Source organism: Streptomyces monomycini (assembly GCF_022271435.1).
Lineage (GTDB): Bacteria > Actinomycetota > Actinomycetes > Streptomycetales > Streptomycetaceae > Streptomyces > Streptomyces monomycini.
The window spans coordinates 109,337-133,371 of sequence record NZ_JAFIQY010000008.1; the positions used below are offsets into that span (position 1 = coordinate 109,337).

Genomic DNA, 24,035 nt, shown 5'->3' on the forward strand with positions numbered 1-24,035 from the left:
CGGCGGGCGTCGGCAGACGCGTCGCGGGTGGTGTTGTCCTGATGCCGATGCCGATGCCGATGCCGATGCCGATGCCGATGCCGATGCCGTTGCGTTGCCCTGTTGCCGGAACTGCGGCTGTTGCCCGGGCCCCGTCCGTGATATTCGGTAAGTGACCGGTGTGCCGAACCGCCGGTGGGGCCGGGCGGTCCGGACGAACGAAGGGCATGAGCGCATGGAGCAGCCGTGACCAGGGCCTGGGAGGTGGCCGTCGCCGCGCCGGCCCGGCTCGGCGAAGGGCCCACGTGGGACACCCGCGCCGGGCGGCTGATCTGGGTGGACATCCTCTCCGCCCGCGTCCACACCTTCGACCCGGCCACCGGGCGCCGCACCGTGCTGGCCACCGAGCAGCACGTCGGCGCGGCCAAACCCCGCACCGGGGGCGGACTGGTGGTCAACCTGCGGGACGGCGTGGGCGCGTACGACGCGGCGGGCGCTTTCACCTGGCTGTACCGCGACCCCGTACCGGGGTGCCGGGGCAACGACGCGGCCGTGGCGCCCGACGGCGCGCTGTGGGCGGGCACCATGGCGTACGACGAGGCGCCGGGCCGCGGCACGCTGACCCGGATCGCGCCGGACGGCCACGCCACCCGGGTCCTGTCGGACGTCACGGTGAGCAACGGCACCGGCTGGAGCCCGGACGGCCGCCTGATGTACTACATCGACACCCCGACCCGGCGCGTCGACGTCTTCGACGTCACGGACGACGGGCACGTGATCGGCCGTCGTCCGTTCGTGGAGATCGAGGACCCGGCGGACCCGGCGGGTTACCCGGACGGGCTGACGGTGGACGCCGACGGCGGTGTGTGGGTGGCGATGTTCAAGGGCGCGCAGGTGCGGCACTACAGCGCCGACGGCGTACTGGAGCGGGTCGTACCGATGCCGGTCGGCCGCCCCACGGCCTGCGCGTTCGGCGGCGCGGCGTGCACCGACCTGTACGTCACCACGGCGCGCGGCGGGCCGGGCCGGTCACCGCTCGGCGGCTCGCTGCTGGTGGTGCCGGACGCCGGACAGGGGACGGCACAGCCCGAGTTCGCGGGGTGAGGCGGGGGTCCCGGAGGCGTCTGCGCCTGCGGAGAAAAGTGAGGGGCGTACGGGCGGAGCGGCCGGGTACACGGACCGCAGTTGATCCTGGACGGTGGCGAACGAGGAGGCCCCTGATGTTGCTGGCTCACCCTGCTGTACTGCGTGACCTGGTCGAGCAGTACGAGACGCTGCGCGTACTGAACGCGGCGGACGGGAGCCCGGAGGTCCGGCAGCGGATGGACGACGTCGCCTACACCCTGTGCGTCTCCACCGGGACCCGCGACGTCGACACGGCCCTGATCGCGGCCCGGCACCGGCTGCCGGGAGCCCGGGTGGAGGACGACTCCGTGCTCTCCGAAGCACCGGTCCCGGGAGGCGCGGTGGCTCCCCTCGCCACCGGCGGCGGGGCAGTGCTCCCCGCCGCGTGACCGGCCTACGGGCGCGCAGCGCGGGACCGGCCGCCGGGCCGGAACGCCCGCCGTGCGCGCCACCGGCACCCGACACACCGGGGCCCCGCCGTCGAACGGCGGGGCCCCGGTGTGTCGTCGGCTGCGTGCACCCCGCCGGAGTACGTGTCGGGTGCCGTGCGGCTGCCCCGCCGCCCCACCCACTCGGCCGAGCCGTCCGGCGTCCCGCCCTCCGCCCGGGGCGCGGCGTGGGCGGCCCGAAACGATACTGGGCTCAGCTGCTCAATCCATGATCTCGGGGTCACCCTGGGGAGTCGCCGCAGGGACGACGGCACAGGGCCCGGTCGGCGAGTCGAAGGGGCGAAGCGATGGACGCACCGGTGCCGGAGTTCACCGAGCGGCCGGAGGACCCGTTCGCGCTGAGCCGGGCTGCTTCGGCGGTGGTCGACGACGAGGGCACCGTCGTGGGCTGGAGCGCGCGCGCCGAGGCCCTGCTCGGCCATCCGGCGCGCGAGGCGCTCGGGCAGCGGGCGGACACGTTCCTGCTCCCCGCGGACGGCCGGGCGGCCGCCGCGGAAGCCGTCGCGACGGCCCGGCGCGAGGCGGGCTGGTCCGGCATCCTGCCGGTGCTGCACCGCGGCGGGCAGCGCGTCGAGCTGGGCCTGCGGGTCCGCCCCGTCGTCCGGGACCGCGGACACGAATGGTTCGTCGTCGCCGCGCCCGCCGCTGAGGTCGCCCAGTGGGAGATCGACCGCTCGGTCCTGGACGGCCTGTTCCGGCGCTCACCGATCGGTCTGGCCGTGCACGCCCCCGACCTGAGCATCATCCGCATCAACCGGGCCATCGCGGGCATCAGCCGGCGCCCGGCCGTGGCGCACCGGGGCCTGCGCATGGAGGACTTCCTGATCGGCCCGGACGTGGCCACCATCGAGGAGCGGCTGCGCAGGGTGCTGGAGACGGGCGAGCCGCTGATCTTCACCGAGCAGTCGTGCCGCCTGCGGGCCGACCCCGGACACGAACGGGTGGTGTCCGTGTCCGCGTTCCGGATGCGCGACGCGTCCGGCGCGGTGCTCGGCGTCACCCAAATGGTGGAAGACGTCACCGACCGGCACCGGGCCCAGCACCGGCTCGCGGTGCTCAACCGGGCGAGCGCCCGCATCGGGACCACCCTGGACATCTCCCAGACCGCCCGGGAACTCGCCGAGGTCGCGGTCCCCGACCTCGCCGACGCGGTCTCCGTGGACCTGCTGGAGCCGGTCACCCGCGGCCAGGACCCCACCCGGGGGACGTACGTGCCGGTGCACCGTACGGCCGTACGGTCCGTGGTGCCGGAAGGGCTGGACGTGATGTACCCGGTGGGCGAGGTGTTCCGCTTCGCCCCGGGGACGCCGCAGGCCCGGTGCCTGGCCGCGCGGCAGCCGATCCTCGAACCGGAACTGGCCGCCGGCCCCGGCTGGTACATCCAGGACCCCGAACGCTCGGAGCGGGCCCTGAGCCTGGGCGCCCACTCGCTGATCGTGGTGCCGCTGGCCGCCCGCGGCCTGGTGCTGGGCCTGGTGAGCCTGTGGCGGGCGGAACGGCCGCAGGCGTTCGAGCAGGACGACCTCGTCCTGGCCCAGGAATTCGTCTCCCGCGCCGCCATCTGCATCGACAACGCCCGCCGCTACACCCAGGAGCACTACGGGGCGCTGACCCTCCAGCGCAGCCTGCTGCCGCGTGAACTGCCCGAACAGCTGGCCGTCGAGGTCGCCCACCGCTACCTGCCCGCCGACCCCGCGGCGGGTGTCGGCGGCGACTGGTTCGACGTCATCCCGGTCTCCAGCGCCCGGGTCGCCCTGGTCGTCGGCGACGTCGTCGGGCACGGGCTGCACGCCGCGGCGACGATGGGCCGGCTCCGTACGGCGGTGCACACCCTGGCCAACCTCGACCTCGCGCCCGACGAAGTGCTCTCCCACCTGGACGATCTCGTCAACCGGCTGGCCGAGGAGCAGGAGTCGGCCGACGGCGGCCCACAGAGCCCACAGGTCATCGGCGCGACCTGCCTGTACGCGGTGTACGACCCGGTCTCCCGCCGCTGCAACATCGCCCGCGCGGGTCACGTACCGCCCGCCGTGGTCGGCCCCGACGGCCAGATGAGCCTGCCCGACCTGCCCGCGGGACCGCCACTCGGACTGGGCGGCCTGCCGTTCGAGTCCGTCGAACTCGAACTCGCCGAGGGCAGCCTGCTGGCCCTCTACACCGACGGGCTGCTGGAGGTACGCGGGCGGGACCTCGACGAGGGACTGACACTGCTCCGCGAAGCGCTGGAGCGGCCTGCGCGCGGCTTGGAGGACTGCTGCAAGGCGGCGGTCGACGCGCTGCTGCCCGAACATCCCCGGGACGACGTCGCGCTGCTCATCGCCCGTACGCGTGCGCTGCCTCCGGAGAGCGTCGCCTCGTGGGATCTGCCCGCCGAGCCGACCGCCGCGGCGGAGGCGCGTGAACTGACGGCCGCCAAGCTGACCGAGTGGGGCCTGGAGGAACTGGCGTTCACCGCCGAGCTGGTGGTGAGCGAACTGGTCACCAACGCCTACCGGTACGGCGGTACGCCGATCACCCTGCGGCTCATCCGCGACCGTTCGCTGATCTGCGAGGTCTCCGACCCCAGCAGCACCGCCCCGCACCTCCGGCGCGCGCACAGCACGGACGAGGGCGGACGCGGCCTCCTCCTGGTCGCCCAGCTCACGGACCGCTGGGGTGCCCGGCACACCCGCGACGGCAAGACCGTATGGACCGAACTGCCGCTGCCGTCGCCCGAGGACGACTGAAATACGTCTGTTCTTCCGGGCGGGCGGAGGGAAGTGTCGTTCTTGCACTTGCCGTAATGGAAAGTACTTGGTCGTGCGGTAAGTGAGCGGGCGGGCGCGGGCGGCGAGTCCGGGCTCGTAGTGCGTGACGGAGATGGGGGAAGCGTGCACGGAGTCAGTGACAGCATGGGGGCCTTGGACCGCGCCGCCGCGATGGAGAGAGCCGCGCGCGCACGAAGCGGCTGGTACGCGCGCTATCTGTGGGTCTTCGCCGCGGCGCAGGCGGCGCTCGTCCCGATGGCGCTGCTGTGGCACGGGCCTGTCGCCGCGCTGGCTTTCACGCTGGCCGTGACCACCCTGGTCGCCGGGCTTTCGCTGTACGCCGCCCGGCAGCGGATCGTGCGCCGCGGGTTCGGGGCCCGGCACGGTGTGCTGATCGGCCTGTGGGCCGCGGTCTACTCCGCTTCGCTCCTGTTCGGTCTACTGGTGTTCGTGGACAGTCGTACGTTCGCGGCCGTGGCGGCGTCTGCGTGTGCCCTGCCGCTCGTCGTAGGTGCCGTCCTGGAAAGGCGACGGGCGTCGTGACGGAGGGGAAGGCCCAGGCCGGCCCGGGCGGCAGCCACCCCCGGCACGTCCTCGTGCCGCTGCTCAACTCTCCCGTCCGGCTGTCCGTAGTGGCGGCCCTGTCGCCGGTGGACCGGGCCGGGTTCGGCGTGGTGCGGGATCTGGTCGAGGTCACCGACTCCGCCCTCTCCAAGCAGGTCGCGGCGCTGGAGGCGGCGGGCTGGGTGGCCGTGTCCAAGGACCGGGTCGGCCGCCGCCCCCTGACCTGGCTGGCGCTGACCGCCGAGGGGCGCGCCGTGTACCGGCGGCATGTGGCGGCGCTGCGGGCGATCGCCGAGGGCGACGGAGCGGGACACGATCCGGACGCGGCCGGAGCCGCCCCGGGCGGTGAGGACCTGCCGGCAGGCGGGGTGGTCCGGGATGCCGGGATGCGCCGGCTCAGTGGCGGGTGAGGGCACGGGGAGAGACATCGGCGCGTGAAAGGTGAAGCACCTTCGGCCAGCGGCCAGGAAGGCGGTCACGCAACGCGGGACATGGACCACGCGCTGGTGTACCAGGCCCGGGCCGGTGCAGCCCGGACCTGTCACGTTCGGGGTCGCGCCGCCGCCTGGCAGATCACCGAAAGCCGGACGTCACGCCATGACGCCGCCGTAGCCCTGGATCGCAAAACAAGCGATCACGAACCGACCGAATTTCGCACCGGCGATGTTTGTACATTACATGAAGTGGAATGGGTCGGTTCAGACGAGTTCAGAGGCTCTCATGCGGACTCGTGTGACTTGTGAGAGGTGCACCGTGAGCGACGGCGCCGCATACCCGGCCTACCCCCAGGACCGTTCCTGCCCCTATCACCCTCCCGCCGCCTACCAACCCCTGCGCGAGCAACGCCCCTTGGCCCGGGTCAGGTTCTACGACGGGAGCACGGTGTGGGCGGTGACGGGCCACGGCGAGGCCCGCCGACTGCTCGCCGACCCCCGGCTCTCCTCCGACTCCCGCCACCCGTCCTTCCCCGTACCGACCGCCCGCTTCGAAAAGTTCCGGAACGTCGTCACGCCCCTGCTCGGCGTCGACAACCCCCAGCACCATCACCAGCGTCGCATGCTGATCCCCAGCTTCAGTGTGCGGCGCATCACGGCGCTGCGGCAGCCCATCCAGGCCATCGTGGACCGGCAGCTGGACGCCGTCCTCCGGCAGGGTCCGCCGGCCGATCTCGTCTCTTCCTACGCCCTGCCCATACCGTCCAGGGTCATCTGCGCGCTGTTGGGGATTCCGTACGAGGACCATGCGTACTTCGAGGAGAACTCGCGCATCATGCTGCGCGGAAGTACGGCCGGCGAGGCGGCCACCGCCCGGAGCAACCTGGAGTCCTATCTGGCCGACCTCATCGCTCGCAAACAGTCCCGTCAGGCCCATCGGTCCCGCACGGTGCGCGCAGCCACCTCTCGAACCACCGAATCCCATGAGTGCAGCGCATCCGGGGCCGTTTCCAGCCCTCTTTCCCCAACCGGTCACATCGACGGGTTGTTGGACCAGTTGCTCGTCGAGCACGTCACGGCCGACAGGGACACGAGCGGGGCACGCGACCCCGCCGTCGATGCCATCGATACCGACGAGCTCGTGCCTCTTGCCATGGTCCTGCTGGTCGCCGGTCACGAGACCACCGCGAACCTGATCTCGCTCGGGACCTACACGCTCCTGGAACACCCCGACCGGCTCGCCGCCCTGTACGCCGCCCCCGCGCGCTATCCCGCGGCCGTCGAGGAGTTGTTGCGGTTCCTGACCGTCGTGGACGGCATCTACCGCGTGGCCGTCGAGGACATCGACGTGGCGGGCTACACCATCCGCGCCGGAGACCCTGTGGTGCTCGCCTCGTCCTTGATCAACCGCGACCCCGCCGTCTACTCCTCCCCCGACGCCCTGGACCTGGGCCGCCCCGCCCGCCACCACCTCGCTTTCGGCTACGGCATCCACCAGTGTCTGGGCAAGAACCTCGCCCGCGCCGAGGCCGAGATCGCCCTGCGGTCCCTCTTCACCCGCATCCCCGGCCTGCGCCTCGCCGTCCCGCCCGACGAGATCCCGTTCAAGCCTGGCGATTCCTTCCAGGGCGCCGTCGAACTCCCCGTCGCCTGGTAGGTCACCTGACAGTCGCCGAATCCGGTACCACGGACCAGACACCGGACACCGCATACCGCGCTCAGAGTGCGGAACGTGATCTTCTGTCCGGCTTGTGATCGCTCGATGCTGTGATGTTGGGATAGGGCGACCGGTCGGGCGTTCGGGGTTCGCTCGGGGCATGGCATGAGTGACAGACCCCCGCATGAGAACACCGCTGGCATCGCGCTGCTGGTCGGTGTCACACGACTCGTCAGCCACGGCATCATCGCCGAGCCCGGACCCGGCCCGTTCGCCCGTCCCGACGCCTGACGAGCCCCACCCGCCCGCGACCAGCGGTCCTTCCCCGACCCCAACCCCGAAGCGGACAAGAACTCACGTGCCGCTTGTGTCAGTGCCTCGTGTCACGATGACGGACATGAGCACACCTGAACGCACGTTCCCGCCCATGGCCGCCGACGAGCGGACCACCCTGGAAGCCTGGCTCGACTTCTACCGCGCCACCCTCGCCCAGAAGTGCGACGGCCTGACGGAGGAGCAGCTCCGTACGGCGTCGGCGGAGCCCTCCTCGCTCACCCTGCTCGGTCTCGTCCAGCACCTGACGGAGGTCGAGCGGACCTGGTTCCGCAGGGTGCTGACCGGGGAGGACGTCCCGACGGTCGTCAGCGCCGACGCCGACGTCCAGCCCGCCGACCGAGGGTTCGGGCTCGGCGACGACGCCACCTACGCGAAGTCCCGCCTCCTCTGGCAGGCCGAGGTGGAGCACGCCCGGAAGAACTCCGCCGCCCACGCGCTGGACGACACCGGCCTGTGGCGGGACAACGAGGTCAGCCTCCGCTGGATCTACTCCCACATGATCGCCGAGTACGCCCGTCACTGCGGTCACGCCGATCTCATACGGGAGCGCATCGACGGCAGTACGGGCGTCTGACCGCTACGGGGCACCGGGGCATCGGAGCGCCGGGACGCCGGAGCGCCGGGACCTGAGGCTTCTGGGCCGGGGGTGAGGGCGGAGACGGGCGGTGAGGCGGGTTTACGTATACCGCGCGGCGGCCGGGACTGAGCAGACTGGCGCGCAAGCACGTGACACCGCGCCACCGGTGCGGTGCGACGGCAGCGGCACCGCACGCCGGCGCGGCCGCCCACCGCACCCCAGGTCACACCGAGCGGAGGGCACCGTGGCGGACGACTCGACGGCACAGGACCGGCAACTGCTGCACGACTACTCCCGGGAGACCCGCGACCCGTACGTCCAGCGGCTGCTCGGGGAACTGCTCGGCCACGTCAACCGGGCGCAGTTCGAGCGGACGCCGGGCGCGGGCGGCGGCAACACCCGCGACCTCGGCCAGGGGCGGTACACCATCTCGTACGCCCATGCTCCGGGCATGTCGCGCAGCGACCACCTGGCGGTGATGGTCCACGAACTGACCCATGTCGCGGTCAATCAGGCGTACGACTCCCGGATGCTGAACTTCCCGGTGCCGAGGCTCTCCGCGGCGGAGGAGGACCGGGTGCGGAACGAGACACCCGGCCGCGAGGAGGACCACCAGAACGCCCGTCTGGGGCGGGTGGACGCGCGGCGCCGCGACGCCTTCGTGGACCTGGTGGTCGGCAATGTGCAGCGGCTGCTGGACGAACTGCCCTCGTCCCGGCTGACGCCCGAGCGGCAGCAGGCGATACGGACCAAGCTCACCGACCACATGCGGGCCCGCCCGTACCACGAGTACGACGGCGTCCTCTCGCACATCCTGACGTGGACCGACCTGGACGGCGCCGACCGCTCCTCGGCCTTCTACCGGAGCCTGACCGCGATGGTGGCCCAGGCAGCCGACTGGCGGGCCGCCGGCGACATCACCCCACCCCGGCGCCGGCGCGGACTGATCCGCCGGATGGGCAGTGCGCTGGGCCGGTCGCTGCACATCTTCCGGCGCTAGGGTCGCCGGATCCCGCCGCCGCCGAACTCCCGGCGTCCGTCCGGCTCCGCCAGGCCGCTGCCGACCATCGGCCCGCCCGGGTAAAGCCTTGCCCACGTTCTCGTAAGGGACGAGCCGTCCGACGCGCCCTCCCTCTCCTGCCACCACCCACCGAACCCGCAGCTCAGGGCCGCCGACCGCTCCTCAAACCCACCCCAGGAGCGGGGCGTTGGGCGGTTGCGTCCGTGGCACGGCCAGGTTGACGGTGCGGCACCGAGAGGCACACCCTCGTTATATAGGTGCTCGATACAACTGATCCTGGGGAGTGCCGGGCCGCCGGGCAGCGCCATGCCCGAACACGGCACACGCGCCGCCGCCGGACGGACCACCGCTGCACGGGCCGCCGTTGAACAGGCCGTCACCGTACGGGCCGTCACCGTACGGGCCGTCACCGTGCGGGCCGTCGCCGGACGGAACCTCACCGTACGGGCCGTCACCGGACGCCACCGCCTCCCCGGGCCGGACACAGGAGGACATGGCATGTGTGGCATCACCGGCTGGATTTCCTTCGATCGTGACCTGCGCTCCGAGCAGGAGACCGTCGACGCGATGACGGAGACGATGTCCTGCCGCGGGCCCGACGACCGCGGCACGTGGGTGCAGGGGCCGGCCGCCCTCGGACACCGCCGCCTCGCGATCATCGACCTGCCGGGCGGCCGCCAGCCGATGACCGCGCAGCAGGCGGACGGCAGCCCGGTGGTCATCGTCTACTCGGGCGAGGCGTACAACTTCCGCGAGCTGCGCGAGGAACTCGTCTCCCGGGGGCACCGGTTCACCACCGAGTCCGACACCGAGGTCGTGCTGCGCGGTTTCATCGAGTGGGGCGAGGCGGTCGCCGAGCGGCTCAACGGCATGTACGCCTTCGCCGTGTGGGACGAGCGGCGGCAACGGCTCGTCATGGTCCGCGACCGCATGGGCATCAAGCCGTTCTACTACTACGAGACCTCCGACGGTGTGCTGTTCGGGTCCGAGCCCAAGGCGATCCTCGCCAACCCGCTTGCCGAGCGCCGCGTCGGCCTCGACGGCGTCCGCGAACTGTTCGCCTTCGTCAAGACGCCCGGCCACGCCGTGTGGGACGGCATGCACGAGGTCGAGCCCGGCACGGTCGTCACCGTCGACCGCGGCGGTCTGCGCCGCCACGTGTACTGGTCGCTGGAGACCCGCGCCCACGAGGACGACCGCGACACCTCCGTGGCCCACGTCCGTACGCTGCTCGACGACATCGTCCGCCGCCAGCTCGTCTCCGACGTCCCGCGGTGCACCCTGCTCTCCGGCGGCCTCGACTCCTCCGCCATGACCGCCCTCGCGGCCCGGCAGCTGGGCGAGACGGGGGAGACCGTACGCAGCTTCGCCGTCGACTTCGTCGGCCAGACCGAACACTTCGTGGCCGACGACCTGCGCGCCACCCCGGACACGCCGTACGTCCACGACGTCGCCCGCCTCTCCGGCACCGACCACCAGGACATCGTCCTGGACTCGGACGCACTGGCCGACCCCGAGGTGCGCGCGAGGGTCATACGGGCGCGCGACATCCCCATGGGCTTCGGCGACATGGACGCCTCGCTCTACCTCCTCTTCAAGGCGATCCGGCAGCACTCCACCGTCGCCCTCTCCGGAGAGTCCGCCGACGAGGTGTTCGGCGGCTACAAGCAGTTCTTCGACGAGGAGGCACGCCAGGCCGACACCTTCCCCTGGCTGGTGCGCGTCGCCGAGCACTTCGGCGACGACGGCGACATCCTCGTCCCCGCGCTCGCCGACTCCCTCGACCTGCCCGCGTACGTACGGGACGGCTACCGGACCGCGATCAAGGACGTGCGGCGGCTCGACGGGGAGAGCGACTTCGAGTACCGGATGCGCAAGATCAGCTACCTGCATCTGACCCGCTTCGTGCGCATCCTGCTCGACCGCAAGGACCGCGCGAGCATGGCCGTGGGCCTGGAGGTGCGGGTGCCGTTCTGCGACCACCGGCTGGTCGAGTACGTCTACAACGCGCCGTGGGCGCTGAAGTCCTTCGACGGACGCGAGAAGAGCCTGCTGCGCGAGGCCACCGCCGACGTCCTGCCGAAGTCGGTCTACGACCGGGTCAAGAGCCCCTACCCGTCGACGCAGGACCCCAAGTACGCGGTCGCGCTCCAGCAGCACGCCAAGGAACTGCTGGCGCGCTCCTCGCACCCGGTCTTCGAGATCGTCGACCGCAGCTGGCTCAAGCGCGCCGCCGAACACGCCGCACCGCAGAGCACCCAGGCGTCCCGGAAGGGCCTCGAAAAGACCCTCGACCTGGCCCAGTGGTTGGACATCTACCAGCCCCGGCTTACCCTTTCCTGACCCGGACCGGGCGCGCGATGGGCTGAGCGATGACAATCGGTGACGATGCGGCACTCCAGCTGGTGATCTCCCTGAACCGGCTGACCCGCAGCCTGCGCAGGGCCGCCGCCGCGGGCGCCATCCAGCCGACCCAGCTCGCCGTCCTCGCCATGCTGACCCAGCGTGGCCCCTCCCGGATCGGCGAGATCGCGGCCTGGGTCCCCTGCTCCCAGCCGACCGCCACCGCGGCCGTGCTGGGACTGGAGGCCGGCGGCCTGATCCGCCGCGAACCGGACCCCACGGACGGCCGGGCCAGCCGCGTCCTGGCCACCGGACGCGGCACGGCCGCACTCGCCGAGGTCGCGCGCGGCGAGGCCGAGGTGCTGGCCAAGCGCCTCGCCTCGCTGCGGCCCGACGAGGTCCGCCGGCTCGCCGAGATCGAGCCGCTGCTGCGGCGCCTGGCCGAGGCGGCGGACTGACCGGCCGGCGGGCGGGGGAACAGGTGACAGGCCCGGCCGCCGGGGCGCGCTTCTGACGGCGCCCGTAGGGCCGGTCGGAGTAGGAACGATGACCTACCGTGCGGACCGTCGTTCTCAGGCCATGACCACTCATAGGACAGTCACAACCCTTGCGGTCACGGCAGCGGCAGCAGCGGCATCGCTCGCCGGCGCGGCCTCCGCATCGGCCGGCGGGCTCGTCGTCATCGGGTCTCCGTCCCACGACAACACCTGCAGGAACGGGGCGGGCACGGTTACGCGCGGGGCCGCCACGCACGGCACCGGGAGCGCGGCCGGCCTGCTCGGGCAGATTCCTTTCGGCAGCCCGCTCAACCACTGCGGCGGTGCCGACCTGCCCGGCAACAAGCAGGGCAACGAAGCGCCGGACGACGACCCAGGGTTTGAGTACGTGTCGAATCAGCCCCCCTCCGAAACCAGGTACCCCGGCGCGGGCCAGGCGGACATCCTCAAGCTGTTCAGGTAGTCACGCCGACCGTCCGGGCAGCCGCTGCCGACTGTCCGGCCGTCCACCGCCGAACCGGCCGGGGCGCCCCGTGGCCCGCCCCCGTCCGCGCCCTTCCGTATCGGTGGAACACGTTCTACTGTGCCCACGACCCGATACCCGACGGCCCGTCAGACATTCACGATCCCGCGCGCCGTGCCGCGCCCGTGCGCCGGAGTGCGGACGTTTCACCGTGCGATCCGGGCCGGTCAGACCAGGAGGGGCCGTGCACCTCGAATACACCCCGGAGCAGCAGCGGCTGCGGTCCGAGCTGCGGGAGTACTTCGCCGCCTTGAACCCTGACGGCGCATCCGCACGATTCCACGGCGCCGGGACCGGCGCGCGGGACGCCGCCGGCCCCAGCCCGCAGAAACGGTTCTACCGCGAGACGATCCGGCAGCTCGGTACGGACGGGTGGCTCGGGGTCGGCTGGCCCGAGGAGTACGGCGGCCGGGGCCTGACCCCGATGGAGCAGTTCATCTTCTTCGACGAGGCCGCACAGGCGGGTGTGCCGCTGCCGCTGATGGCGCTGAACACCGTCGGCCCGACGATCATGCGGTACGGCACCGACGAGCAGAAGGCGTACTTCCTGCCCAGGATCCTGGCCGGGGAGATCGACTTCGCGATCGGCTACAGCGAACCGGAAGCCGGCACGGACCTGGCGTCACTGAAGACCCGGGCCGTGCGCGACGGCGACGGTTACCTCGTCAACGGGCAGAAGATCTGGACCACCAACGGCGACACGGCCGACTGGGTCTGGCTCGCCGTGCGCACCGCACCCGCCGAGGACGGCGTGCCGCCCCACAAGGGCATCAGCCTGCTGCTCGTGCCCACCTCCGACCCCGGCTACTCCTGCACCCGCATCAACACCCTCGCCTCGCACGACACCACCGCCAGCTACTACGAGAACATCCGCGTCCCCCTCACCCGCCGCGTCGGCGAGGAGAACCAGGGCTGGCGCATCATCACCAACCAGCTCAACCACGAACGGGTCACCCTCGCGGCCCACGGCACGATGGCCGTACGCGCCCTGCACGACGTGCAGCGCTGGGCCGCCGAGACCAAGCTCGCCGACGGACGGCGCGTCATCGACCTCGGCTGGGTACGCGGCCGCCTGGCCCGTACCCACACCAAGCTCGACGCCATGAAGCTGCTCAACTGGCAGATGGTGGACGCCCTCCAGCACGGCACACTCACCCCGCAGGACGCCTCCGCGGTCAAGGTCCACGGCTCGGAGGCACGCCGCGACGCGTACGCCTGGCTGATGGAGGTCGTGGGCGCGGCGGGCCCCCTGAAGGACGGCTCCGCCGGCGCCGTCCTGCACGGCGAACTGGAACGCGGCTACCGCTCCGCGGTCATCTTCACCTTCGGCGGCGGCAACAACGAGATCCAGCGCGAGATCATCGCATGGATCGGGCTGGGGATGCCGCGGGTGCGGCGGTAGCGCGCTGCGACCACCGTCTCTAGTTGGCACATACCGAGGTTAGTTGGCACAGGGGCCGACCAGGTCAAGGCAAGCGACTGAGCCGAACCGCGCTAGCTGAGCTTAGCTCCGGTTGTGTGGAACTACCGGCTCTGCGCGGCGCCGTCGATGGACTGAGTTTGCTGGTCGGGGCGCTCGCGCAGAGCCGTATCGTGGTCGATCGCACCCGGCTGCATGGCCGAACTCGGCCACGAAGTCCTCGGCTTCGGCGGCGGCGATCCTCTGCGAGGTCGACGCGGTCAAGGGTCCGCGCCGCGAGCGCCTGGTCGACCGCGCCCGCGAGCAGTGCACCGTCAGCCTCATGGGAAACCGGAACACAATCTGCGGGCCGCCTTCAAACCGTGCCGACGACAGCCGTGACTCTCCGGCCCTGGCCATCCGCCCTGGACAACGCCCGCAAGACACTCCCTGAACTCGACTACACCGACGACCCGATCGCCGCAGTCCAGGACACCGACCTGCTGCTGCACTTCACCGAGTGTTCGCGCACTGCTGCGCCAGTGCGTCGATGACCCGCCACCAGCCCGAACTGCATCATGTGGCGACTCACAGCGATTCCACCCACTCCCCAGGCTCCTCCGGCATGCACACACTCCCCGGTAGCTGTGCGCCAGGCCGGACGGAACTGGGAACCGGAGGCTCACGGACGGCCGCGGCCTGTGGGATGGCAGTGGCGCAGGCCACGCACGTGTCGGCCAGGTGCCAGGTCCGGCCCTGATCTGCTCGAATCAGAACCAACCGCAGCGCGCCAGCGCATGGGGCCTGCCTCCGGTCCCAGGCGCAGGACCGCTCGCGGCACTGACACGTACGCAAGTGGGGCGGCAGACGGGACTCCAGCACGTGGCGCGCCAAGTGCTGGAGGACCTCCGTCGCCCGCGGCATCCCCGTCATCGGGTTCGGCTGGGAGCATTCGCTGCACGTCAGCAGAGGCCGTCCAGTCGGACTGCTGATGGTGATGGTCCAGGCGCGCGAAGGCACAGCGGTGGTCATCGGTTCCCTCCTTGCCGTCATCGGTCGTCGCCGTCACTCGACTCCAACGGCGCGGCGCGAGGGTAGTGCAGACACCTGCCCTGGCGGGATACCTCCGTACCGCCGCAAATAGGGCAGAGGTCTGCACTGTCAGGGCAGGGGTCTGCACCGTCGGATGGTCGGGTGACGATCTTCCCGCCGCCGGACCCCGACCCGACGGCACTGCGGCAGGCCCTCGCCCGGCTGCGCGCCGAGCGGGGCTGGAGCTACGACGACCTCGCCGCTCGCAGTGGCCTTTCACGCCGCACTCTCATCGAGGTCGAACAGGGCCGCACCATCGGATCGCTAGGTACCTGGCACGCCCTCGCGCACGCCCTCGGCGTTCCGCTGGGCACACTCCTGGACCCGCTGTGCGCGGACCATGAACGGCCGGGATCCGAGCGCTGATCGGGTGGCCTGAAGGCCACCCGAAGGGGAAACCTCGCCCGCATCTCAGTTCTAAGTTCGAGTGCCTGATCCCATCCGGTCACCGTTGCGAGGCAATGGGGCGGCGCGTGCGGGGTCTGTGGGCGTGTCCGTTGGCACGTTGTTCTCCCGACCTGCCCTGGTGCAGGACTGTCCCGTGCACGCCTGCGAGACGTGTCGTTGCGGCTTTCCGGAGACACAGCCATGCCCTTTGCGCCCACCGAAGAACAAGCCGCTGCCCTCGAAGCCTTCCAAAACGGCGATCACCTCGCCGTCCAGGCCGGCGCAGGCACCGGCAAGACCTCCACACTCGCCCTTCTCGCCGAGCAGGCACCCGCGCGCCGTGGCCACTACCTCGCCTTCAACCGGGCCATCGCCGTCGACGCCAGCGCACGGTTCCCGGCCACGGTGAGATGCAAGACCGCCCATTCCCTTGCCTACGGCGCCCTGGGATTCCGTTACCGCGGCCGGCTCAACAGCCCGCGCCGCCCCGGCTGGCAGATCGGCCAGGACCTCGGGCTGAACGCCCCGGCCCGTATCGGTGACCTCGATCTGATGCCGGCGACTCTGTCCAACACGGTGCTGCGGACAGTGACCCGGTTCTGTCAGTCCGCCGACCGGGAACTAGACCACCACCACGTCCCCCGACTGCGCCGCCTGGATGACGAAGCACACGAGGACCTCGCCGACCTGCTGCTGCCGTATGCCGCCAAGGCCTGGGCGGACCTGCAGGACCCGCACGCGGGCATGGTCCGCTTCGAGCACGACCACTACCTGAAGATGTGGGCCCTGACCGAGCCCGCGCTCGCCGGAGACTTTCTGCTGCTCGACGAGGCACAGGACACCAACCCCGTCCTCGAGCACATCGTCCTGGCCCAGAAGGAACGCACACAGATCGTCATGGTCGGCGACTCCGCCCAGGCCATCTACGGCTGGCGCGGCGCGCGGGATGTGATGAGCGGTTTCCATGCACGCCACCTCACGCTCACCCGCTCCTTCCGGTTCGGCCCCGAAGTTGCCGCGGAAGCCAACCGTTGGCTCGCCCTGAGCAAGGCGCCGATCCGCCTCACCGGGTCTCCCGAAATCCCCACCACCGTCGGCCCGCGCCGAGGCCATCCCGATGCCGTGCTGTGCCGCACCAACATCGGGGCCGTCACTGAGATCCTCACTCTCCTGGCGAGCGGTGTCGCGACGGCGTTGGTGGGCGGCGGCGATGCCCTGCGAGGCCTGGCGCAGGCCGCCCGCGATCTGATCCAGGGCCGTCGCTCTCACCACCCCGAGCTCGTGCTGTTCACCACCTGGGCCGCACTGCGCGAATACGCCGAGCACGACCCCTCCGGCAGCGACCTGCAGCCCTTCGCCAACCTCGTCGACGAACACGGTCCCGAAGCCATCCTGAACGCGGTGGCCCGGCTGGTCAGCGAGTCCGACGCCCAGGTCACCGTCTCCACCGCGCACAAGGCCAAGGGCCGTGAGTGGCCCTGGGTGCGCATCGCGCCCGACTTCACACCGCCCCCGGACGCCGACGAACTCGGCGCTGCCGGGCACCCCGTCCCCGGATCCGTTGATGAGGCCGAAGCCCGCCTGGCATACGTCGCCGTCACTCGTGCCCGCCGCCACCTCGACCCTGCCGGGCTGGCGTGGATCACCCACCACCCGGACAACCCCGGACCACTCCCCACCTGACCGAACCCACCCAAGCAGCGAGGAAATAGTCCCAGCCCTCGGTCTCCGTGCAGACCGTGGACCTCTTCGATACATGGATGGGCGGACGGTAGTCTTCTGTGACTTCGCGGGGGTTCGTTCATTAGCGTGACGGGGGAATTGTGTCCCAGTTTGTGGATTTCGAATTCGAGGATGGAACCTCGGCTTTGGTGGAGGTTTCGCCCGTGGCCGGGGCTGATGCGGGAACCCCTGGTGATGGCCAGTGGGAGGACGATTCCCCCGTCGGGCCGGTCGGCGCCGGGTCGCGTGTGGTCCAACGGTCAGGTCAGTTGCTGCTCGACGCTTTCGCGCCTCTGGCGCCGATCCTGTCGGGTATCCGCGACCAGGCGCGGAATATGGGCAACGCGCCGGATGAGCTGTCCGTCGAATTCGGCGTGAAACTGACGGCCGGGCTGAAAGTGGCGGTCGTGAGTGGAGGCGAGGCCAGCTTCACCGTGACCGCCACCTGGAACACGTCCCGGGCCCAGAGAGAGAACCAGGACCCGGGAGAGGCGTCGCAGTCCGCGACCCCGGCCGGGGCTCTCGGGCCGTCGATGAGCTGATGCGGCGCGGGACAGGAAGAGCATGATGGAGGCCGACGAACCTCTGTGGAGCGCGTTCGCCACCGTCGTGGCGGACGACGGACGTGTCATCGGCGGTGGGGTCTACGCGCACTGCGGGGACCCGGACCGGCCGAGTCTCCTGACGTGCGCGCACGTCGTCAATCTCGCCCTGGGCCGCGACGAGTTCACCGCGGCTTCTCCGGGTCGGGCCGAAGTCACCCTGGAGTTCCCGGCGGCTCCCGGTGTGCGCGTCCAGGCCCGGGTACGCAGGTGGTGGCCGGCCAGTGCGCTGACCGATCCGGACACCGCCCCCGTGCGCGGGCGCGACGGGCGCTGGGCTGCAGACCTTGCCGAACTCGAGCCGGTGACGGCTCTGCCGGGCGAGCTGTGGCCGGTGCCGGTAGCCGTTCCGGAACTGGGTGACACTCTGTGGGCCTGGCGGGGCAACGCCGACCCGCGGACCGTGGTGCGCCTGCGCGCCAATGGAGCGGCGGGTGAGTGGCTGGTCTTGGAAGCCCCGCCGACCGGGTTTGCCGTCCAGCCTGGCTACAGCGGAGGTCCGCTCTGGGACCGCAGGAAGGCGGCCGTGGTCGGGCTCATGGTCAGCGCGCACGAGCGCGTCGCCTACAGCAACATGACCACCGCCGTACCCATCCGGCAGAGCTATGGCGTCCGTGGCGACGTTCTGCGCGAACGTCTCCTGGGCGACCAGGACCCTCGCAGCTGGCTCAATCCCCGCGTCTGGCAGCTGTTGAAGGCACAGCAGCAGGCAGCGGTGTCCTTCCCGTACCGGTCCGTGGGACTCCACCGAGACGACCTCACCCAGGTCTACGTACGCCAGCAGCTCGCCGAAGGCGCCGAATCCCGTCAGCGCTCCCACACCGCGCAAGAAGCCGCCCAGGCCGAGGACGAGCGGCCGCCGCGGACCGTCGAGGAGTTCCTCGCCCGCTTCCGTCATGTACTGGTCGTCGGCCCTCCGGGAACGGGGAAGTCGACGCTCACCCTGCAGTTGTCCTCCGAGCTGGTGCGTATCCCGGCCACGCGCCGGGGTGAGGCGACCCAGCTGGTCCCGATCCGCGTGTCTGCGCGTGACCTGGCCGGCCGCCCCGAGACGGAACTCCTCGCGGCCGTGTCCGCCGCGGCTCGTGCCGCCGTCGCGGCCCGCCTGCACGTCGACCTTGGTGAAGACCTGTGCGTCCGCCCGGCCGGGCAGACGTGTTGGCTGGTCATCATCGACGGCCTGGACGAGGTGGAGGATGCGACTGCCCGCACGGACCTGTGCGATCGGCTGCGGCGGTTCATGGACATCGAGACCAAGCACCGGCTTCTGGTCACGACTCGGCAGCTGCCGGCACGCGAGAGGTCCCGCTGGGAAGCCCGCCGTGATCTCGGCCGATGCGAGATCGAGCCGTTCGAGCGGGATCAGCGCCGCGATTTCGTGCAGAGGTGGTTCCGGAGCAGGCCCGATCTCGCTGGTGACTTCCTGGCCCAGATCCACACAGCCCGTCTCGAGGAAGTCGTATCCGTTCCGCTGATGGCCACCGTCGCGGCCATTGTCTTTGAGGAACGAGCCGGCCAGCCGCTGCCGCACACGGCCTTTGCCCTCTACCAGCGGTTCGTGTCGCATCTGTATGAATCGCGCCTGGAACAGGTGACCGCCAACCTGCTTTCCCGGCTGGCGGGTTGGGCGGAAGCCGACCACCTCATGGAACGCCTGGTTGCTGGGCGAATCGATCTGCTGGAACACTGCGCGTCGGCTTGGCTGCGCGGCGCGGACATTCTGTCCGCCGCACTGGAGTGGCTGCGCACGGCCGACTCCCAGCCCTACCCGCGGCCAACCGACTGGCCTGACGTCGTCGCTGCCCTCCTGACCTCGACCGGGCTGGTGGTCCACGACGGCGCCGACCTGACCTTCGTGCACCGCAGTTTCGCCGAGCACCTGTCCTCGGCAGGCGCGGCGCGGCGGCTCCCGGCTCGGTTCGACGCGGCCAACCCGCGGTGGTGGCATACGTTGCGCGGCGCGCTGACCGGCAGCAACCCGCGGGACCATGAAGCGGTGCTGCACCGGGCGCTGCTGTCGGACACGGGCGGCCTGCTGGACTGGCTGCTGGCCGGCGACGACCAGGCGCGCGAACTCGGAGCCCGCCTGATCTTCGAGGGCGTTCCCAGCACGCCGGCGCACCACGCCGCGCTCACCGAGACACTCAGCTACTGGGTCGCGCGGACAGGCAGGTCGGACGAGTGGCTCGAGCCTTTGGTACTCCTCATCGACACGGTCCGGATAGCTCCTGCCCCCGTGGCGGATCTCCTCGTGGACCTGCTCGATGCCTCGCGTTACCCCTTGGTGCTGCGGGATGCCGCTGTCCGCGCCCTGTTGCGTGCGGGCAGCGCCACGACGGAAGCGGTACGGGCTCTCACCGCGATCATGGACGAGCGACCGCTTACCGGCTTCCAGCGGGTGCGCTCGGCCGAGATGCTCATGGACTTGGGGCGGCCGGCCCGTGCCGCCGCTCGCGCGGGCCTGGTGCGCATCGCCGGCGAGAGGCACTGGGTGCACTCCAGCGACCGCGAGCGGGCCGTGAAGCTCATCGAGGAGATCGACGCCTCGTCACCTTCGCGAGATGCCCAGGCCGCGCAGGTGATGAGACGCCCTGCGGTAGTCCGCATCGCCCCACCATGGACGTACTCGACGCTGATCCCCGAAAGGCATCCGGCAGCCTGGAACAACCGCGTCGCGTCCGAAGACCCCTTTGGCTCTTTCGCGCCGACATGGACACCGGGCCCGGTAGGTCTTCGGCGCCTGGATTCCGAGATCTCAGGCCGAAGTGCATCCGGGCCCGCAGGTCACGTCCTGTACCCCAAGGTGCTGGCCGCTCTGGGCCTGCCGGAATCCCGCGATCCCGGGTCGACAGTGGCGGCGATCCACCGCGCGCTCTGGGCCGCCCTCACCGCCCCCGCCCCCGAACGCGATGCCAGCCCGCTTCCCCTCCCGTCCTGGGACGGGAGGGGGAGGCCTAAAATGCGCGTGCTGCCCGCCGACGCACAAGGTTCCGCCGAGCCGGACCTGTCCGAAGAGCAGTGGGACGCGGTGGCGCGCTGGCTGTGCGCGCACCCGGAGGCGTACCTGCCGGCTGTGGCCGACGACGTCTTCGACGTGAACGTGGTCTCCGCCTCGACCACACCCGGCCGGACCCATGCCCTGGCCGCCCTGCTTATCCACGGCCCGCGCGCCACCGCACACCAGGCCTACGAACTGCTGGCGCGGCGCATCCTTGTACCTGATGCGGCCGAGGCCCCGCTGCAGCTTGTCCGCATCGCCGCCGCGTGCTCGCGGTCCGTTGACCAGATCGCGGCCGAGCCCGTCATCGCAGCCCTTTGCCTCAAACTGCGGCGCAAGAGCGAGTACCGGGATACTTCCGCGTACGAGCGGACTGTGCAGGTCCTGGGAACCGGCCTGTTCGCACACCGTCTGGTGTCGGACATCTCCAGCGACCCCCGGGCAACCGTGCGGGCTCTGCTCAGACTGGGCGACGAGCACACCAGCGACGCCATCAGCTTCCTTGCCGCCCACGCTCATACCGCTCAACGCGACCTCTCGAATTGGTGTGCCGCCATCCGGTTCCTGCGACGGATTCCCGACGCCTCCGCGCCGGTGATCAAGTTGGTGCGAGAGGTCACCGAAGAGGCACACACTCCGCAGGACGTCTTGGAGCTGTGCCGGGTCCTGCTCGACTTCTCCGCCCTCGACATCGCCACCGAGCACCTGCTGGAGTTGGCGCACGACGCCTCGGTGAGCACGGAGCACCGGCATGCAGCAGTCAAGCTGCTTCCCCGTGGGGAGGGACGCGAACGCTGCGCCGAACAGGCCCACACGGTGCTGGCGGACCTCATTACCGATGCCTCGCCTGTCCAGCGCCTCGCCATAGCTGAGACGCTACGCAACATCGACCCGCCGGGATGCCGAACAGCAACTGCACTCGTTCTCTCTGCCCTGCGCGACGCTGCGCTTCCCTCCGGGGCCCGTCGTCAAGGTCTTGCGGCTCTGGCCGTCCTGGGGCCCGATGTCCGGCGCCAACTCGCTTCGGATCTCGAGACGTTGTACACGCGACCAACCGATTCGCACACTGAACGGCTCACCATTTTGCGGAGTGTCTCCCAGTGGGGACCGGATCTGCATCGCTCCGCCCAGGGCATCTGGGAACGTCTGACACAGCGCCGCGCCGGGCTCGAGCGCGTATCGATGGCAGCGGAGCTTCATCGGTGGGGATGGACCAGCGAAGCACGGTCGTCGCGCCTCCTCACCCGTATCGCACACCAGGCGGACGAGGAGCCGGGGGTTCGGATAGCGGCCGCCCACGCCCTGGTGCGTCACGGCCCGGACCGGTGCCGTGTCGCGGATGAGATCCTGCACCAGCTGGTGCAGGGAAGGCAGGCACCGCCTGTGATGGCCCTGCAGACAGCCCGGGATCTCGCTGCCGCAGGCGGCCTGCTGGAGGCAAGGCGCGTACTGAGTGAGCTGGCCTTCGACGCCGAGATCGCGGACGTCCATCGCTACAAGGCAGCCACGGTCCTCCTCATGGTCGACCTCGCGTGCGGACCGGACACCCTAGCGACCCTCCATCACATGAGCAGCGACAGATCTCTTGGCGAACACACACGCGACTGGGCGGTCTACGCAGTCGACTGCGCCCGGGACGGAATCCACGCACCAGACGGCCCACCCCCGGGCTCCTGGCTCCGCAGCTGACTGAGCGGACAGCGATCGCGCTCCCGGACCACGAGGCGCGTTGACTCCCCTCGTGGCCGGACCTGATCGTGCCCAACGCCGAGTGTGAACGTCTCCATCAGCAGCTGGGCAGGTGTCCGCTGACCTTGGCGAGGACCGCGGACGGGTCAGCGGCGAGCGCTCGGGGCAGGCGCTCACGTAGCCAATTTCCGCCATACACCCGCGCCCGTCGGCCAATCCAAGGGACACGCAGTCGGGGAACTGACCACGTCGTTTGGTGGATGTGGCCAGGGGTATGAATCGCGTCTGCTCAGGCCTGACGGGGTCGTGCTGTCATCTGGAGCAATGGGGGATGGAAGGGTGTCTGATTCGTCCGGTGCAGGGCCCGCGGGGGCAGAGCAGCCGCCGCTGACCGTGCTGGCTCATTCGCTGCGCATGGCGCCGATGCCCTCACCCAAGCAGATGGTGTCCTTCTACGACCCCGACCAGTTCGAGGAGTTCGTCAAGGAGTGGGTTCCGGCGCTGGACACCAAGTACGTCCTGGTCGAGCGCCACGGCGGCTCGGGCGACCATGGTGTGGACGTGGCGGGCTATCTGTCGCACAAGAGGCTGGAGGGACAGTGGCACAACTATCAGTGCAAGCGGTACACCGCTGCCCTGTCCTGGGGCACCGCGGCCGGGGAGATACGCAAGATGTTCGTGGCCGCCGCAGCCGGCGCGTTCACCGTCCCCACCCGGTACGTCTTCGTCGCCCCGATCATCTCGCGCAGCCTGCCCCGACAGTTCGCAAAGCCCACCGAGTGCCGGACCAAGTTCCTGCAGGAACTGTCCACCACCCGGGACAAGCTCGTGACCGCGCTCACCGATGACCAGCGGCGAGCCGTCGCGATCTAGCGGCGGACACCGACTTCGCCATGTTCGAGTGCGTGGACCTCGACGAGATGCTCGAGCTGCACAAGAACACCTCGCACTACGTGGATCGCTTCCCCTACGCCCCTTTCGGTCAAGGCCCCCGCCAGATGGTTCCGCCGCCGCAGCACCGCGAGGACGAAGCCCGCTACGTCCAGCACCTCGTGGACGTCTACCGCGAGCACTTTCCCAGTTCCGTCAGCAACCTCGAGGACGTGCCCACCGTCGAGGAGGCCAGCGAGCATCTCAAACGACAGCGCGAGGCCTTCTACGCCGCCGAGTCGGTGCGCGTGTTCGCTCGCGATGCCACGCACCCGGCGTACTTCGAACGGGTGAAGAAGGACGTGTACGACATTGTCGTGGAAGTGGCAGCCCGCTCCTACCTGGACGGCTGGGAGCGGCACGGCGCGGTCATGGCCGTGGCCGGCACCCTCCAGCTGACCCCGACGGTCCTCACACCCTTCGTCGAGACGAACGCCCGCAAAGGGGTATGCCATCACCTAGCGAATGAGGATCGTCTGACTTGGTGCCGGGAGGGGGAGAAGTGAACCCGCTCAACAGCCCGCTCGAAGTCGGTGTCCGCGCGCTCGTCCTTCTCGCCGAGAGCCATCCCGAGCCCATGGACGTCGCGCGGCTGGTCGCCCTGGACCATGTGGTGCTCCACAGCGGCGAATTCGACGGGCCACCCAGCCTTCATCCCGACCTGCCGGCACGCGGGGGAGAGCTCGGGATGAAACGGGCCATCCTGGAGGAGGCGCTGCTCGTGCTGATCCGTGCCGGACTCGCCAGCATCGTCGACGATAGCGAAGGCCTCATGTACAAGGCCACCGACCGGGGGCCCGCCTTCGTCGACGTACTGGAGGCGTCCTACGTCGAGTCGCTGCGGGAGCGGGCCGAGTGGGCATTGCACCGCTTCGCGGCGCGGTCGGACGCCCGCGCCGCGACACAGAAGATCATCGACCGTGCGTCCGCCGAACTCGCGCGCAGCGGGGGCCGGCCATGAGTG

The 24,035-nt window shown here is 70.6% G+C and carries 20 protein-coding genes; all 20 read left to right on the forward strand.

What is annotated here, in order from left to right; translation table 11 throughout:
• Window positions 1-225 precede the first annotated feature (225 nt).
• The 20 genes from JXZ78_RS12825 (at window position 226) to JXZ78_RS12915 (ending at window position 24,032) form a co-directional block, all read left to right on the forward strand.
• The gene (locus tag JXZ78_RS12825; protein WP_030018210.1) at window positions 226-1,083 is read left to right on the forward strand and encodes an SMP-30/gluconolactonase/LRE family protein; all 858 of its coding nucleotides are present in this window, start codon (window positions 226-228) and stop codon (window positions 1,081-1,083) included.
• A gap of 116 nt (window positions 1,084-1,199) precedes the next feature.
• The gene (locus JXZ78_RS12830) at window positions 1,200-1,493 is read left to right on the forward strand and encodes a DUF5133 domain-containing protein (protein ID WP_050502094.1); all 294 of its coding nucleotides are present in this window, start codon (window positions 1,200-1,202) and stop codon (window positions 1,491-1,493) included.
• A gap of 347 nt (window positions 1,494-1,840) precedes the next feature.
• Window positions 1,841-4,279, forward strand: coding sequence for a SpoIIE family protein phosphatase (locus tag JXZ78_RS12835; RefSeq protein WP_030018208.1), 2,439 nt, complete (start codon window positions 1,841-1,843; stop codon window positions 4,277-4,279).
• A gap of 165 nt (window positions 4,280-4,444) precedes the next feature.
• Entirely contained in the window at window positions 4,445-4,843 is a 399-nt protein-coding gene (locus tag JXZ78_RS12840) for a hypothetical protein (protein WP_050502093.1), read from the forward strand.
• Complete coding sequence (locus JXZ78_RS40730; protein WP_078623991.1) at window positions 4,840-5,274, forward strand: winged helix-turn-helix domain-containing protein; 435 nt, start codon at window positions 4,840-4,842, stop codon at window positions 5,272-5,274. Before JXZ78_RS12840 ends, JXZ78_RS40730 begins: the two co-directional genes overlap by 4 nt.
• Window positions 5,275-5,584: 310 nt before the next feature.
• The gene (locus JXZ78_RS12850; RefSeq protein ID WP_033037137.1) at window positions 5,585-6,955 is read left to right on the forward strand and encodes a cytochrome P450; all 1,371 of its coding nucleotides are present in this window, start codon (window positions 5,585-5,587) and stop codon (window positions 6,953-6,955) included.
• Window positions 6,956-7,120: 165 nt separating this feature from the next.
• The gene (locus JXZ78_RS40235) at window positions 7,121-7,246 is read left to right on the forward strand and encodes a hypothetical protein (RefSeq protein WP_275127730.1); all 126 of its coding nucleotides are present in this window, start codon (window positions 7,121-7,123) and stop codon (window positions 7,244-7,246) included.
• A 106-nt stretch (window positions 7,247-7,352) separates the two neighbouring features.
• Window positions 7,353-7,865: a DinB family protein gene (locus tag JXZ78_RS12855; protein ID WP_030018204.1), complete on the forward strand. Its 513-nt coding sequence runs from the start codon at window positions 7,353-7,355 to the stop codon at window positions 7,863-7,865.
• 247 nt (window positions 7,866-8,112) lie between these two features.
• Entirely contained in the window at window positions 8,113-8,868 is a 756-nt protein-coding gene (locus JXZ78_RS12860) for a hypothetical protein (RefSeq protein WP_030018203.1), read from the forward strand.
• Window positions 8,869-9,387: 519 nt separating this feature from the next.
• Window positions 9,388-11,232, forward strand: coding sequence for an asparagine synthase (glutamine-hydrolyzing) (gene asnB, locus JXZ78_RS12865; RefSeq protein ID WP_030018202.1), 1,845 nt, complete (start codon window positions 9,388-9,390; stop codon window positions 11,230-11,232).
• Window positions 11,233-11,261: 29 nt separating this feature from the next.
• Complete coding sequence (locus JXZ78_RS12870) at window positions 11,262-11,690, forward strand: MarR family winged helix-turn-helix transcriptional regulator (protein ID WP_030018201.1); 429 nt, start codon at window positions 11,262-11,264, stop codon at window positions 11,688-11,690.
• 88 nt (window positions 11,691-11,778) lie between these two features.
• The gene (locus tag JXZ78_RS12875) at window positions 11,779-12,192 is read left to right on the forward strand and encodes a hypothetical protein (RefSeq protein ID WP_050502092.1); all 414 of its coding nucleotides are present in this window, start codon (window positions 11,779-11,781) and stop codon (window positions 12,190-12,192) included.
• A 244-nt stretch (window positions 12,193-12,436) separates the two neighbouring features.
• A complete protein-coding gene (locus JXZ78_RS12880) occupies window positions 12,437-13,654 on the forward strand; it encodes an acyl-CoA dehydrogenase family protein (RefSeq protein ID WP_030018199.1) in 1,218 nt (405 codons plus the stop codon).
• Window positions 13,655-14,845: 1,191 nt separating this feature from the next.
• Entirely contained in the window at window positions 14,846-15,109 is a 264-nt protein-coding gene (locus tag JXZ78_RS12885) for a helix-turn-helix transcriptional regulator (RefSeq protein ID WP_030018197.1), read from the forward strand.
• 222 nt (window positions 15,110-15,331) lie between these two features.
• Entirely contained in the window at window positions 15,332-16,813 is a 1,482-nt protein-coding gene (locus JXZ78_RS12890) for a UvrD-helicase domain-containing protein (protein ID WP_030018196.1), read from the forward strand.
• Between the two features lie 152 nt (window positions 16,814-16,965).
• The gene (locus JXZ78_RS12895; protein WP_157851477.1) at window positions 16,966-17,394 is read left to right on the forward strand and encodes a CU044_2847 family protein; all 429 of its coding nucleotides are present in this window, start codon (window positions 16,966-16,968) and stop codon (window positions 17,392-17,394) included.
• 22 nt (window positions 17,395-17,416) lie between these two features.
• Complete coding sequence (locus JXZ78_RS12900; protein WP_030018194.1) at window positions 17,417-22,141, forward strand: NACHT domain-containing protein; 4,725 nt, start codon at window positions 17,417-17,419, stop codon at window positions 22,139-22,141.
• Between the two features lie 339 nt (window positions 22,142-22,480).
• On the forward strand, window positions 22,481-23,014 hold the full coding sequence (locus JXZ78_RS12905) for a restriction endonuclease (protein WP_238783073.1): 534 nt from the start codon (window positions 22,481-22,483) through the stop codon (window positions 23,012-23,014).
• Window positions 23,015-23,046: 32 nt separating this feature from the next.
• A complete protein-coding gene (locus tag JXZ78_RS12910; RefSeq protein WP_238783074.1) occupies window positions 23,047-23,577 on the forward strand; it encodes an ABC-three component system protein in 531 nt (176 codons plus the stop codon).
• Entirely contained in the window at window positions 23,574-24,032 is a 459-nt protein-coding gene (locus tag JXZ78_RS12915; RefSeq protein WP_030018193.1) for an ABC-three component system middle component 2, read from the forward strand. Before JXZ78_RS12910 ends, JXZ78_RS12915 begins: the two co-directional genes overlap by 4 nt.
• Window positions 24,033-24,035 lie beyond the last annotated feature (3 nt).

Excerpts from the sequence above, each read along its gene's own strand:
- JXZ78_RS12830 (WP_050502094.1), top strand. The coding sequence starts at position 1,200 with ATGTTGCTGGCTCACCCTGCTGTACTGCGTGACCTGGTCGAGCAGTAC.
- JXZ78_RS12835 (WP_030018208.1), top strand. The coding sequence starts at position 1,841 with ATGGACGCACCGGTGCCGGAGTTCACCGAGCGGCCGGAGGACCCGTTC.
- JXZ78_RS12840 (WP_050502093.1), top strand. The coding sequence starts at position 4,445 with ATGGGGGCCTTGGACCGCGCCGCCGCGATGGAGAGAGCCGCGCGCGCA.
- JXZ78_RS12850 (WP_033037137.1), top strand. The coding sequence starts at position 5,585 with ATGCGGACTCGTGTGACTTGTGAGAGGTGCACCGTGAGCGACGGCGCC.
- JXZ78_RS40235 (WP_275127730.1), top strand. The coding sequence starts at position 7,121 with ATGAGTGACAGACCCCCGCATGAGAACACCGCTGGCATCGCGCTGCTG.
- JXZ78_RS12855 (WP_030018204.1), top strand. The coding sequence starts at position 7,353 with ATGAGCACACCTGAACGCACGTTCCCGCCCATGGCCGCCGACGAGCGG.
- asnB (WP_030018202.1), top strand. The coding sequence starts at position 9,388 with ATGTGTGGCATCACCGGCTGGATTTCCTTCGATCGTGACCTGCGCTCC.
- JXZ78_RS12870 (WP_030018201.1), top strand. The coding sequence starts at position 11,262 with ATGACAATCGGTGACGATGCGGCACTCCAGCTGGTGATCTCCCTGAAC.
- JXZ78_RS12875 (WP_050502092.1), top strand. The coding sequence starts at position 11,779 with ATGACCTACCGTGCGGACCGTCGTTCTCAGGCCATGACCACTCATAGG.
- JXZ78_RS12890 (WP_030018196.1), top strand. The coding sequence starts at position 15,332 with ATGCCCTTTGCGCCCACCGAAGAACAAGCCGCTGCCCTCGAAGCCTTC.
- JXZ78_RS12900 (WP_030018194.1), top strand. The coding sequence starts at position 17,417 with ATGATGGAGGCCGACGAACCTCTGTGGAGCGCGTTCGCCACCGTCGTG.